Raw genomic sequence first — 13,950 nt, forward strand, 5'->3', positions numbered from 1 at the left:
GGCTGAGGATCATGATTCACGTTTCAACAAAGCAGGAGTCCTTGAGTAACAGACGACTATCGCGCATGGAGAGCGGCGAGGTGCACTGGAGGACGGATTTTCTGCGCCCTTCGGATGCGGTGTCACACGATAGTAAAGCCGTCTCTCCGCAAGCGTTTTTGATCGAGATGACGCCTCAGGAAATCATCCACCCGCATTTTCATGAGGTGGAGCAGTTTCAGGTGTTTTTTGAGGGGGAAGGGCAGATGGGGCGTACCGAGGGCAAGCTTGGCCCTGCGGTGGTGCATTACACGGATGCCTATACAGGCTACGGACCCATCACGGCGAGCCAGCAAGGACTTTCTTATTTCGCCTTGCGTCCGCGCAAAGATCCTGGGGCGATTTATCTACACAAGGAAGGCTATCGTGAAAAACTCCGTCCTTCGAAAAAACGGCACTTTTCCATTCCTTTTGTGAAAAGTACGCAGGCCGTGCTGGGTCATCTGGATCATCCCGTTGTGGAGCCACTTTTTGACGATAGTCACTACGCGCTCGATGATGGTTTGTCTGCGAGTTTGGTTAGACTTGGTCCAAACAAATCTTTTACGATTCACTCCAGTACTCAGAGTGGTGGTCAGTATCTCGTCAATATTCAGGGTGTTCTAAAGTATGGCGATCGTGATTTCGCGGAGTCGTCTGTTTTTTTTAGCGAACCATCCGACTTTTCCTTTGCGGTCGAGTCAAGGGAGGCAGGTGCAGAGTTTTTAGTTTTACAGTTTGGTCGTGATCTGTGCTTGGAGTGCTAAATGCTTTCTTAAGAGCTAGAAGGATGGCTGTTTTTTTTTAATATATTGAGCAGGTCTAAGCGAACGGATTCGATATGTTCTGCAAGCATTGAACATGCAGCTTTAATATTTTTTTTCTTTGCAGCATTAATTAGGTTTGCATGTTCTTTCTCTGCCCGCTTTCTAGCCTCCTTGGATGAAAGCTGAACCCTAGTGTAACGATCGCTTTTTTGCAGAAGTCCTGCGACGACGGAAACTGTCTGTGGAAGCTCGGCGCGAGAATACAGTGTGGAGTGCAAACTTGTGTTGAGTTTGCCCCACTGTGTTAAGTCCCCGCTTCTGATTGCTGCACCAAATTCATGTTGGATTTCATCTAGAAGTGCAAAATCGACCTCTGTTAGTTTCGGAATTGACTCTTTAAAGAGTCTTGTTTCTAAAATAAGCCGTAAATCGAAAACGTCATTGATTTCTGCTTTGGAGAGGCTGGTGACGACGGCCCCTTTGTGGGGAATCATTTTCACAAGCCCTTCTGATTCCAATTGAATGAGGGCTTCTCTTACTGGAATCCTGCTGGCGCCAAATGCCTTTGCAAGTGCATCTTGGCGGAGTTGCGTTCCGGCTGAGTAGTGGTCACTCAAAATTTCTTGACGCAACTTGTCAGCAATGGCGTTGGCGAGTGTTTTATGTTCCATGTTTTTGTAGAGGATGAACTTTGATCATTCTACGGGAAATCCATTGACTTGCATATTTTATACAATATACAATTATTTGAATAAATTAAAAACCTAGCCATGCAAGGTATGTGATGCTAGAAAAAAATGTGACAAAAGAGTTTACACATCCAAGCCAGTCGTCCTTTTGGACACGTTGCGTCATTACTGCCTCAAGTGCCACGCTTGGGGTAGAAAAAAAATGTATTACAGGACTGATGTTCCTGCTGACTTTTTTGATATTACTAAATGTTGTAACCCGCTATAGCGGTGCACCGATATATTGGATTGATGAGTCGGCTGTTTATTCTGTAGTGTGGCTCACGTTTATCGGTGGTTCAGCCATGACTCGTCTAAGAATGGACTTTGCAGTCAGTATTGTGACGGACAGATTGCCTCAGACTTATAAAAAAACCGCCAAGGTTTTGGCAGGTACAGGTGTCACTTTTTTTGCAATTGCTTTGACATGGATGTGTGTGCTCTGGTTTGATCCGGTCGGATATTTCCAATCGGGTTTTGATGCTAAGGCGCTAGCTGGTAAAACATTTAATTTTCTTTATACGGAAAGAACCCAAACACTAGGGTGGCCCACATGGGTGATCTACCTCATCATTCCCATATTTTCAGTCACTATGATCATTCACAGCCTTGCAAATCTTTTAGAAGACCTTGGATGGATTGAACCGGCGTCGAGCGTGGATATCAATCTTGGTGGTGCTGAGGGAATTAACTAATCATGATGACCACCGCAATCTTTATTGGACTGATGTTTGTTGGTTTGCCCATCGGAATATGCTTGTGCTTGGGTGCGCTTGTGTACATCATGGATTCTGGCAATCCATTATTGTTTATTAATTACCCTCTACAACTATTTGGTGGTGTGGATAGCTATGGGTTGATTGCAATTCCATTGTTCATATTGATTGGTGAAATTATGAACGGTGGTGGTATCACCAAACGGATCGTGAATCTTGCTATGGCATTTGTAGGTGCCATAAAGGGTGGTCTAGCCTATGTCAATATACTTGCGAACATGCTGGTGTCCTCGATACTTGGCTCTTCCACTGCGCAAGTCGCAATCATGTCTCAAATCATGGTTCCCGAAATGGTGAAGAAGGGGTATGACAAGACATTTTCTGCTGGCCTGACGGCTTATGGTGGCATGCTCGGGCCGATCATTCCGCCGTCCGTTATGTTTGTTGTTTACAGCACGCTCGCACAAGTTGCTGTTGGAGACATGCTGATTGCAGGAATCATTCCAGGCATTATTTTGACTGGAATGTTTTTTCTGATCATTATGGTGATGGGCTTTTTCTATAACTACCCAAGAGCGGACAAGCAATCGATTAAGGCGCGTCTTGCGATCGTCCTGAATGCGGCTCCGACCTTGCTGATTCCAATAGTCATTATTGGTTCTATTTTGGGTGGCTTAGCAAATCCGACCGAGTCTGCGGCTGTTGGCTCGGTCGTTGCTGCATTGATAGGTCGTTACTGGACTCGGGAATTTAAATTTTCTGATCTGCCTAAAATGATGTTTCGCGCCGGTGTCTACTCTGCCATTGTGTTGTTTCTAGTTGCTGCAGCAGTCGTTTTTTCCTGGGTATTGGTCTATGGAAAAATTCCTCAAATGCTTGCAGAAAGTATCAAATTGATTGCAACGGATCCGATTGCTTTCCTGTTGATTGCAAGTCTCGCGATTTTGTTAATCGGTACCATCATTGATGGAATTCCTGGATTAATCATGATTGTGCCGATCCTCCTTCCTATAGCAACGGAGGTTTATGGCATTGACCCACGACATTTTGGTGTGGTTGTTGTGATCAATTTGGTATTGGGTTTATTAACACCTCCGGTCGGATTGAGTTTTTTTGTGGCATCCGCTGTGACGGGTGCTAAACCAGGTGCGATGTTCCTTATCACTTGGCCTTTTTTTGTCGTTTCTTGCTTATTGTTGGTACTGCTTTGCTTTTTTCCGAGTCTCTCAACAGCCTTGTTGAAATAACTATATCCACAAAGGAGTTCATATGAAAGTTACTCGTCGTCAAGTGATTATTGGTGGTGCATCTTTGGTCTTGGGTACTCCTAGCCTCTTGTTCGCCCAAACAAAGCAATTAAGACTAGGCATCATTACCCCGAACGGTCATCCTTGGAACGTTGCTGCTCAAAAAGTAGCGGACACGCTTAAACAGGAAACAAATGGTCGACTAAGTATGACTATTTTCCCTTCGGGACAACTCGGTAATGAAGCCGCGATGTTGCAGCAAATGCAGTCCGGCGCCCTTGATATGGGCTGGATCATGGCTGCGGAACTTGGTTCGCGTGTCCCATCGATTGCCGCAATTACTGCTCCTTATGTGGTGGACTCTACCGATAAAATTGCAAAACTTGTGCGACATCCTGTTGCTGTCAGTCTGCTAGATGTATTGCCCTCGACCACTGGAACGATAGGTTTAGCCTGGGGTATAACGGGCATGCGTGCGATTTTCTCTGCCAAAGATATTACAAAGATTTCTGATATCAAGGGAATGAAGTTGCGCATTAATCCTACTCCTGCTTATCGCGACTTTTATCAATTGCTCGGAGCCGCTCCAACGCCAGTCGCGACGCCTCAGGTTTTTGATGCGATGTCGAATGGTCAGGTGGATGGGCTCGAGGCTGATTTAGAGTTTTCTTGGAATCAGCGCTTTGATAAAGTTTCAAAGTCAATCTTGCAGATGAATGCAATCTTTATGCCGGTTGCGGCACTGGTATCTGGTCGGGTCTGGCAGAACACGACACCTGCTGATCGAGATTTAATCACACGAGCTGTGCGTGCGGCGTTGGATACTCAGATTGATCAATTGGCGGGTAATGAACCAAAATTGATCGAGCAATTCAAAGCTACCAAGATCCCATTCCGAACCGCTAATAGCGCTGATGCGCAAGCCGTTATTGCCGACTATGACAAGATTTGGTTACCTAAAGCACCTGTCTTGGCAGAGTTACGTAAAGTCGGACAAACCTTGTAATTTAGCCTTTAGAGAAGACAATAATGAATAAAAATGTATTTGCAGGCGTTGTGCCAGCTTTGATGACGCCGTGTAACGCTGCTAGACAACCTGACTTTGACGCGCTAGTCAAAAAAGGTGTTGAATTAATACAAGCAGGTATGTCTGCCGTTGTGTATTGCGGCTCTATGGGTGATTGGCCACTTTTGACCGATGAACAACGCATGCAGGGCGTTGAGTGTTTAGTCAAAGCGGGAATCCCCGTGATTGTCGGAACGGGTGCTCAGAGTCCTAAGCGCGCTGCTGCTATTGCCGCACATGCTGCAGCGTGTGGGGCGAGTGGCTTGATGGTCATCCCCCGAGTTCTTTCACGAGGAACGTCGGTAGCTGCTCAGCGCGCACATTTTGAAGGTATTTTGGAAGCTGCTAAAGGTCTACCTTCCGTCATTTATAACAGTCCTTACTATGGGTTTGAAACGCGTGCTGACTTGTTTTTTGAGTTGCGAAAAAAGTATCAAAATCTTATAGGTTTTAAAGAGTTTGGAGGAGCGGCCTCACTCAGGTATGCCGCTGAACACATTGTGGGTAATGATTCTTCAGTTTCGCTGCTCGTTGGTGTGGACACGCAGGTGGTGCACGGTTATATCAATTGTGGTGCTGTAGGTGCAATTACAGGTATTGGAAACATCCTACCCAAAGAAGTTTTGCACTTGGTTGATTTGTGCAAGCATGCCTGCGCTGGTGATGCTTCGGCTCGTGTACGCGCAGGTGAGCTGGAGGATGCGTTAGGGGTACTTTCCTCATTCGATGAGGGTGTTGATCTGGTTCTTTACTATAAGTACCTGATGGTTTTGGAGGGCAATTTAGAGTACGAATTACACTTTAATGAAACAGACACTTTATCTTTGAGTCAAAAACGTTACGCTGAAACTCAACTTAATTTATTTAAAAGCTGGTATCGCTCATGGCTTGTAAAAAAGTAGTCTTCAACATCTAAACTGATTGCTTGTCCATAAAATTAGTTGAAAAATCTAGTTTTATGGATTTTATGAGACACGTCTATAGCGATTTTGATCGCTTGTATTTAAGTTTGACAATCTTTCGAATAAATCGAATATAAACTCATAAAAAGTTCGATTGACTTGAGGTCTTTTTCCTTCAATATTCCCTCCACTAAGTTCGCCTCTTGCGACTATTTAACGGAGTGGTTAAATGATTGTCTTGCTTTGGGGAAGCGTCTCTTTTCTTCCGATGCTTTGGACCAGTTGCGCTGCCTTACTGTCGCAGGGCGTGGTGTGGACATCTCGGCAGATATCAGGGGGTCCAGCCCTCACTCGCGACGCGGGCACAGCAAGCTCGATCATCGTTCCTGTGCGGATGACATCATGAAATTTTTTTAGCGCTGTATGATGAAAACTCAATATTGTTACAAAATTCATAGCGATCAAATCGCACCTAGGAGACAACATGAAAGCAAAAGATGGTTACCTCGAAATCCCGTCACTTGAAGGCAAGGTTTCTGATGCCGAGTGGCAAGCGCGTGTCGATCTGGCAGCCTGCTATCGACTCGTGGCGATGTTCGGCTTGTCGGACATGATCGCTAATCACATTTCCGCGCGCATTCCGGACGAAGAAGGTGTGTATCTCATCAATCCCTACGGCATGATGTATGAGGAAATTACTGCGTCGAGTCTGCTAAAGATCGACTTTTCCGGCAAGGTCCTGGGAGGCCCTGATTTTGGCAGTCTGGGCTATGGCGTCAATCGCGCAGGTGCAGTGATTCATAGTGCTATTCACGAAGCGCGCCACGATGTGGGGTGCGTCGTGCATACGCACAGCTGGGCCTCGATGGCGGTCTCTTCTCTTGAATGTGGCGTGCTACCGCTCAATCAAACTTCGATGCGCTTTCTAAAGATCGCATACCATGACTACGAGGGTGTGGTTTTGCTTGATACAGAAAAAGCATCCTTGGTGAAAGATCTCGGCACAAACAACGTACTGATGTTGCGTAATCATGGTGCACTCGTTGCGGGTGTGACAATCGGAGAGGCCTTTAACTGGTTGCATCGCTTAGAGCTTTCCTGTTATGCGCAACTTGCCGCCATGGCGTGCAACTCACCCATGGTCAAGGTGTCAGAAAGAGTGTTAGAAGAAACGTGGAACAACTATCAAGCCAGTACGCGTCGCCGTTTTGGTGATCTAGAGTGGCCCGCCTTGATTCGTAAACTGGATCGCGCAGATCCGACTTACAAGAACTAATCTAACCAAGTTAAAGATTCATATGACTAGAGTCGTGTCGCTGAGACATTTACGTGCCTTTTCTGAGCTCGCCACCACGGGTTCTTTTACTACAGCAGCTGCTCGCTTGTTCATTACCCAGTCGTCGCTCACTGCGACTATTCAGCAATTTGAGTCAGCTGTTGGCTTTAGTCTTTTTGATAGAACGACACGAAGTGTAGTCATGACGGATGAAGCTCAACGCTTCAAAAGCAAAGCTGATCAGATTTTGCGTGATTTTGATACGGCAATTTCAGACCTGCAAGCATACTCTCAGGGGCAAGTAGGGCATATTAAGATTGCCTGTGCGGCATCTTTTTTGTATCAAGTCATGGTGACAGTCATTGCTGACTTTCGCTCTTCATATTCAGGGATTACTCTGTCACTTAGAGATACTGGGGCAGGTCATGTTGAGCAATTGGTCATTGACGGAGAAGTTGATTTTGCTATTGCAGATCGCCCTAAAAACACAGATGTTTTGGATTATGTGCCACTTTTGATGGATCGGTATGGTGTAGTTTGTAGATCTGATTTTCATCTTGCCGGTTCATCAAAGTCACTTAATTGGGACAGTCTGACTTCTAAAGGTTTTATATCGCTTACACCCGACACAGGAATAAGCAAATTCCTTCGTGAGAACGTCAATCAACTAGAGGTTTTTCAGGGGAGGCACGATGAAGCCTCAAGTACAACTTCTTTGTATCCACTCATTAACCAAGGCAATTGTTTTTCAATACTACCTGCGCTTGCAGCAAATCTGACAGGATTTGCAAAGTTTGCATATCGCCCGCTGAAGGGGCCTATTCTGTATCGAGAAATTGGTCTTATTTCTCGCCGCCTACGCTCCATGGCCCCAAGCGCAACACATCTTGTAGATTCGATTTTAATTTCCATTGATCATCATAAATTTCCTTTGGGTGTCAAAAAGATTCCTCGTGTTAAATAAACCTGTGCGAGTTTCAAAAAAATGCTGGATTAATGTATTTATCGCTAAAAACGATAAATCTATCTTTTTATTTGATTTGAATTTTTAGGGCTCAACATCTAAGGTCATTTAGAAGTGTGTAATTTTTTTCATCAGCAAATAAAAAGCGAACAAATGATCCATATTTCTAAAAGACTAGGCCGTATAGAGCCCTCGCCAAGTTCTATGGCGGGTCAGCGCGTTAGAGAATTGAAGGCGTTAGGCCGTGACGTCATTGGTTTAACAACAGGTGAGCCTGATTTTGATACGCCAGAACATATCAAAGAGGCCGCCATTCTTGCGATGCATTCTGGCAAAACCAAATACACCGACGTAGGCGGCACGGTTGAGCTTAAAGAGGCGATTAAAGAAAAGTTCAAACGAGAAAACGAGCTTTCTTATGAGCTGAATCAAATTGTTGCCTGTAGTGGTGCTAAGCAGGCTATTTTTAATGCGTTGATGTGCACAGTAGACTTCGGTGATGAAGTCATTATTCCTGGACCTTACTGGGTGTCTTACCCCGATATTGTGCGTCTTGCTGGTGGCAGTCCGGTCTTTATTGCTTGCGACCCTAAAAAGGGTTTCAAGATGTCACCTGAACAACTCGAACGTTCAATCACACCCAAAACACGCTGGTTGATTTTGAATGCACCCGGGAACCCTAGCGGAGTTGTATACACGCGCAGCGAGCTCAAAGCACTCACGGAAGTTTTACTGAGGTTTCCTCACGTAAGTGTGTTGGCAGATGACATTTATGAACATTTAATTTATGACGGACGAGAATTTGTGACTGTGGCTCAAGTTGAGCCCGCTCTGATGGAGCGCACATTGACAATTAATGGCGTTTCAAAAGCGTATGCAATGACAGGCTGGAGAATTGGCTATGCGGCGGGTCCTGCGACACTCATTAAAAATATGATAAAACTTCAGTCACAGAGCACATCGAATCCCTCTGCCATAAGTCAGGCCGCAGCCACTCAAGCCTTGACTGGCCCTCAGGATTTTGTTGAGACGAGTCGATCAATTTTTCAAAGTCGTCGGGACAAAGTTGTTAGTCTACTCAGTCATGTCCCTTGCTTAATTTTTCATCAGCCAGAAGGCGCATTTTATTTATTTGCATCCTGTGCAGAGGCGATCGGAAAAAAAACAAAAGAAGGAAATGTCATTCGCGATGACACGGACTTTGTAAAACATCTTCTCGAATCGCAAAACGTAGCCGTCATTCAGGGGGCCGCGTATGGTCAGTCGCCGTTCTTTCGATTATCTTTTGCTACAAAAGATGCTGTGCTGGAAGAGGGGTGTCGTAGGATTCGTTTGGCATGCGAAGAGTTGGTGTGAGCAAGTTCATCGTGCTACTTAGCACGATGAAAATAACTATTTTTGTTGGAGATCATTTGTGAGTGATTGGTCAATCAGTATTGATATTGGCGGCACTTTTACTGATATTGTGGCACTTGAGTACTCTGCCGGTAAGCTATACAGCTCAAAAGTATTGACTACACATGGGGATCCAGCTCTGGCAGTCACAAACGGTGTCATTGAACTCATTGAAAAATGGGGAATTCCCCCCTCTAAAATTAAACGAGTCGTTCATGCAACAACACTGTTTACTAATGCGCTGATTGAGCGCCGAGCGACCGGCATTGGAATGCTGGTCAATGATGGTTTCAAAGATATCATTGAAATCGGTAATGAACGAAAATTTGATCTCTACGATTTAACGATAGAGCGGGCTCCAGTTCTTGTTCCACGCAATCTTCGCGCTGAGATTCGCGGTCGTGTTGACTCTAAAGGTCATGAGTTAGAGCCACTCGATGAAGAAAATGTCCGATCGGCTGTTTCTTATTTGGCTGATCAAGGCGTGAGTTCCATCGCAGTCTGTCTGCTTCATTCGTACGCTTTTTCAGGTCATGAGAGAACTGTTGCAGAGTGGATTAAACGTGATTTTCCTCAAATGGAAGTCACGCTATCTTCGAATGTCGCGCCCGTTATACGCGAATTTGAAAGAATGTCCACCACACTAGCAAATGCTTACATCAAACCCATGGCGAGTCGCTACCTGACTGCGCTCGAGGATAGGTTGGCAAATTTAGGTATCGAGTGTGGTGTCCTGATGATGCTCTCGAATGGTGGTTTATCCCATATTTCTCAAGCAAGGCGTAATCCGATTGATTTATTGGAATCTGGGCCAGCTGCAGGCTCAATTGCGGCAGCACACTACGGAATACAGGATGGATTCCCGAATCTCTTGGCATTTGACATGGGGGGGACAACAGCTAAGTTGAGTCTGATCGAGAATGGACAACCGTCAATTTCATTTACCTTTGAAGTCGCTCGTCGCAAAAGATTTTCAGAGGGAAGTGGATTACCAATTCGAATTACGACAGTCGACCTAATTGAAATCGGTGCTGGGGGTGGGAGCATCGCGCATCTGGATCAATTAGGATTGTTAAAAGTGGGTCCGGAAAGTGCCGGCTCAGAGCCTGGCCCAGCATGTTACGGTCTCGGAGGTGTCAAGCCGACAGTGACGGATGCAAACTTAATTCTTGGCTACCTTAACCCTGAATATTTTGCTGGTGGTTCTTTATCTATATATCCTAGTCGTGCTGTCGAAGCCTTGTCTCAAATGGGTCAGTCACTTGATCGGAGCTTGATCGACGTGGCTTGGGGTATTCACGATGTCGTTGCCGAAAACATGGCCGGCGCTGCCCGCGTACACGTTGCGGAGCGTGGACGTGATCCAAGGGATTTTGTCTTGGTGTGCACGGGAGGTGGTGGCCCTCTTCACGCTTATTATGTTGCTCAGAAAATAGGTGTTTCTAAAATTATCTGCCCCCCCTCTGCGGGTGTGGCCTCAGCATTTGGTTTATTAATGGCCTCCGCTCGGTCAGACTTGTCAAGAACATTGAATTTTAAATTTTCTTCAAATGAGTTGAGTCCTCTTGAAAATGCTTACCGCGAATTAGAAGTTGAGGCGCGGTCAACCTTAGAAACGCTTTCGTATGCGTTTGGTCCCATATCGATAAAGCGGCAAGCGGACGGTCGATTTGTCGGTCAAGGTTTCAATTTATCCGTTGAGTTACCCGAGGGACCTTACTCGGATGACACCGTTCAATCTGAAAATAATATTCGCATCAAACTTGTTCAAGCTTTTGAAAGCGCATACAAGGAAAAGTTTGGTCGCACACCGCCTGATGTGCAAGTTGAGTTTGTCAATGTCCGGATCTCAGGTGATGCGCCACCTCATACCCAATTTGTGCCAGAGTTAATGCGCATAGGTCACGATGTTGGACCCAAAGGATTTCGTGAGGTGTATTTTAAGGAGCTCAATGCCTATATTGAAACCCCGATTTTCGAGCGAGCTGAGCTCTCAACGGGTTTTTCTGCAAGGGGACCACTGCTGATTGAGGATGTGAGCTCTACGCTTGTTGTCGGTCCTAAAGGACGTGTTGAACAGCTAGCTAGTGGCAATTTGGTGATTACGATTGGGGATGTTGAGCAATGAGCCTAATTAATAAATCTATTATTACAAACCGAGCAGCGGATCCAATTTTTTTAGAGGTATTTTGGACGCGTATTCGTTCGATTGCAGATGAGGCGGCAAAACTAATCGTACGTACTTCATTTTCAACGCTTTCAACTGAAGCGAATGATTTTGCAGTAGTCATTACTGATTCTCAAGGGCGTGCACTTGCCGAAAACAGTGGAAGTATTCCTTCTTTTATTGGTACCTTACCCCGAACGGTCAGGGCCGCGATGTCACTGATTGGTATCGATGAGATCCGCCAAGGTGATATCTACATTACTAATAATCCATGGATTGGCACGGGGCATCTCAATGATGTTTGCTTGGTGAAACCAATTTTTTATCAAAATAGCCTGATTGGTTTTGCGGCAACTGCGGGTCATGTGCCTGATATTGGAGGAAAAATCCGTTCTGTTGATTCTCGCGAACTATATGAAGAGGGTTTTCATATACCAATGATGAGATTTTTAAGAGCGGGAGTGCCTGATGAAACATTAATCACGTTAATCAAGACTAACGTTCGGACTCCAGAACAGACTATTGGCGATATCTGGTCTCAAGTTGGGGCTGTTGAACTCGTTGCAGATCGCATAGGCGATGTTCTGCGGGAGTATGCGCTAGATGGTGTGGATGAGCTTGCTGAAGCTTTATTTTCTCGCGGTGAATCTGCAATGAGGCAAGCGATCCATCAAATAAAAGACGGCTCATATCAATATGAGATGTGTACAGATGGCTTTGAAAATAGGTTTCGCTTTTCTGTATTGGTCAATGTTAAAGGGGGTGAAATTGATTGTGACTTTTCTGGAACCTCCTTACAACAGCCGCGTGCAATAAATTGTGTCTTGGCTTATACCTATGCGATGACTGTCTATGCAATTAAGTGCTTGTTACTTCCAGACCTTCCTAACAACGATGGTTTATTTCGACCGATCCGTATTTCAGCGCCTGAGGGATCATTACTAAATCCAAAATCTCCTGCACCGGTAGGTGGACGTTCTTGTACGGGTCATTACGTTCCAATATTAATTTTTGGAGCCCTCCACTCAGTTTTACCTAAGCGAGTGATGGCTGGTGCTGGCTCTCCACTTTGGATTGCCAATCTCAGCGGGACTCGCTCTGACGGCAAACCTTTTGCGACTGTTCTTTTCTACAACGGAGGTATGGGTGCTACAGCGAGTAAAGACGGTTCAGCTGCAATGTCTTGGCCAAGTAATATTTCACCTACTCCTATTGAGATCGCTGAGAGAGATTCACCGGTATTTTTTAAATATAAACGCTTGCGACCAGGGTCGGGCGGTGTAGGTTGTATGCGTGGTGGACTGGGTGAGGAAATCTGTTTCACTAATAGTCACGATGGCCCCTTGTCGATTGTATTTCTGACAGAAAGAATCCAAGTCTCTGCGCCAGGTCTCGGAGGTGGTGGAGAGGGTGCTTGCGGCGAGGTATTGATAAATGGTGTTGCTATTGATAGCCGGCGTCCACACATCCTAGCTCCGGGTGACGAAGTTATTTTGCGTACACCTGGAGGAGGCGGTTATGGACTGCCAAGTGAACGTCCCGCATCACTTACAACGCTTGATGCTTTATATAAATATGTTTAGTGCTTGTTGTCACTTATCCTGAATGCCTAAAAAATCATGACACATATGTGATGCTTAGGATTTTTAATCTATTACATTTAAAAGGTATTGATATGAAAAAGATTGTGGCTAAAGTTCTTGCAGTCGTGCTGTTTGGTCTTTCAAGCGTTGGTGTAGTGTCGGCCCAAGGCGCTCAAAAGGAGTTTCCGAATAAGATAATGAAAATTATTGTGCCTTACGCGCCTGGAGGATCGACGGATCTCCTTGCCCGCACAATGGCTAAAGCGGTGGGTGAGAAACTTGGTCAAACTATTATTGTAGAAAATATTCCTGGAGCGAGCGGCAACATCGCAGTGAGTCATGTTTTAAAACAGCCCGCAGATGGTTACACCATATTTCTCGGGACTTCGGCTGCGCTAGCGGTTAATCCGCTCCTCTACAAGGAAAAGTCACCATACAACCCCCTTACTGACCTTGAGCCTATCATTCTGGCAACCGAACAAGCGAGTCAGGTTCTCGTTCACCCATCTGTTCCTGTTTACACGATGCAGGAACTGACTGCATATCTTAAAAGCAAACCAAATCAGAGTAATTACGCAACGGCAGGAAATGGTTCGCCGGGACATCTTGGTACTGAAATGTACAAAATGATGGCAGGAATCGAGATGTCTCATATTCCATACAAGGGAGGTGCTCCTGCGCTTGCTGGATTAGCAGGGGGACAGACAACAATGTCTATCGCCATTCTTCCTGAGTCAATGGCTCTGGTCAACGCCGGCCGTCTGCGGGCACTGGCTATTACAACGCCTCAGCGTTCACCCCAATTTCCCAATCTACCTACAGTTAGTGAGTCGGGCGTGCCGGGTTTTGAATTGATCTCTTGGTATGGATTTGTTGTGCGCGCAGGGACGCCAAAAAATATTGTTGCAATACTCAATGATGCCTTTGAATTTGCGTTGAAGGAGGCCACGTTAAATAAAGGTCTTGTGGATATGGGATTTACTGTTGTTGGTGGCAAGCCTAAAGTCTTGAAAGACATGATGGTTTCGGAGACGGCAAAGTGGGCTCGTGTCGTGACAGAGGCAAAAATTGTTCTTAATTAATCTTTGACCGCTATTTGCTAGAGCAAAAAATATGTTTTA

12 protein-coding genes are annotated in these 13,950 nt (G+C 45.5%); 11 read left to right on the top strand and 1 reads right to left on the bottom strand.

All coding sequences use genetic code 11. From position 1 onward, the window contains the following. Nucleotides 1-11: 11 nt before the first annotated feature. On the top strand, nt 12-785 hold the full coding sequence (locus tag AC8GE9_RS09110) for a hypothetical protein (RefSeq protein ID WP_506676844.1): 774 nt from the start codon (nt 12-14) through the stop codon (nt 783-785). A gap of 8 nt (nt 786-793) precedes the next feature. On the opposite strand, the gene AC8GE9_RS09115 is transcribed toward AC8GE9_RS09110, so the two are convergent. Continuing rightward, a complete protein-coding gene (locus AC8GE9_RS09115; protein WP_506676845.1) occupies nt 794-1,456 on the bottom strand; it encodes a GntR family transcriptional regulator in 663 nt (220 codons plus the stop codon). Between the two features lie 113 nt (nt 1,457-1,569). On the opposite strand from AC8GE9_RS09115, the gene AC8GE9_RS09120 reads away from it, so the two are divergent. From AC8GE9_RS09120 to AC8GE9_RS09165, 10 genes are all read left to right on the top strand, one after another. After that, nucleotides 1,570-2,208: a TRAP transporter small permease gene (locus AC8GE9_RS09120; protein WP_506676846.1), complete on the top strand. Its 639-nt coding sequence runs from the start codon at nt 1,570-1,572 to the stop codon at nt 2,206-2,208. 2 nt (nt 2,209-2,210) lie between these two features. Then, complete coding sequence (locus AC8GE9_RS09125) at nt 2,211-3,476, top strand: TRAP transporter large permease (protein ID WP_506676847.1); 1,266 nt, start codon at nt 2,211-2,213, stop codon at nt 3,474-3,476. 22 nt (nt 3,477-3,498) lie between these two features. Next, complete coding sequence (locus AC8GE9_RS09130) at nt 3,499-4,482, top strand: TRAP transporter substrate-binding protein (RefSeq protein ID WP_506676848.1); 984 nt, start codon at nt 3,499-3,501, stop codon at nt 4,480-4,482. Between the two features lie 23 nt (nt 4,483-4,505). Continuing rightward, nucleotides 4,506-5,444 (top strand): dihydrodipicolinate synthase family protein, encoded by a 939-nt coding sequence (locus AC8GE9_RS09135; RefSeq protein ID WP_506676849.1) that lies wholly within the window; start codon nt 4,506-4,508, stop codon nt 5,442-5,444. Nucleotides 5,445-5,928: 484 nt separating this feature from the next. Next, nucleotides 5,929-6,720, top strand: a complete 792-nt coding sequence (locus AC8GE9_RS09140; protein ID WP_506676850.1) for a class II aldolase/adducin family protein — start codon at nt 5,929-5,931, stop codon at nt 6,718-6,720. A 22-nt stretch (nt 6,721-6,742) separates the two neighbouring features. After that, entirely contained in the window at nt 6,743-7,684 is a 942-nt protein-coding gene (locus tag AC8GE9_RS09145; protein ID WP_506676851.1) for a LysR family transcriptional regulator, read from the top strand. 153 nt (nt 7,685-7,837) lie between these two features. Then, nucleotides 7,838-9,040 carry a pyridoxal phosphate-dependent aminotransferase gene (locus AC8GE9_RS09150; RefSeq protein WP_506676852.1) on the top strand — a complete coding sequence of 401 codons (1,203 nt, stop codon included), beginning with the start codon at nt 7,838-7,840 and terminating at the stop codon, nt 9,038-9,040. Nucleotides 9,041-9,098: 58 nt separating this feature from the next. Continuing rightward, nucleotides 9,099-11,207, top strand: a complete 2,109-nt coding sequence (locus AC8GE9_RS09155; protein ID WP_506676853.1) for a hydantoinase/oxoprolinase family protein — start codon at nt 9,099-9,101, stop codon at nt 11,205-11,207. Further along, entirely contained in the window at nt 11,204-12,829 is a 1,626-nt protein-coding gene (locus AC8GE9_RS09160; protein WP_506676854.1) for a hydantoinase B/oxoprolinase family protein, read from the top strand. Before AC8GE9_RS09155 ends, AC8GE9_RS09160 begins: the two co-directional genes overlap by 4 nt. Nucleotides 12,830-12,921: 92 nt before the next feature. Then, the gene (locus AC8GE9_RS09165) at nt 12,922-13,911 is read left to right on the top strand and encodes a Bug family tripartite tricarboxylate transporter substrate binding protein (RefSeq protein ID WP_506676856.1); all 990 of its coding nucleotides are present in this window, start codon (nt 12,922-12,924) and stop codon (nt 13,909-13,911) included. Nucleotides 13,912-13,950: the final 39 nt, after the last annotated feature.

The sequence above is a fragment of the Zwartia lucis genome (genome assembly GCF_965234455.1).
Taxonomy (GTDB): domain Bacteria; phylum Pseudomonadota; class Gammaproteobacteria; order Burkholderiales; family Burkholderiaceae_B; genus Zwartia; species Zwartia lucis.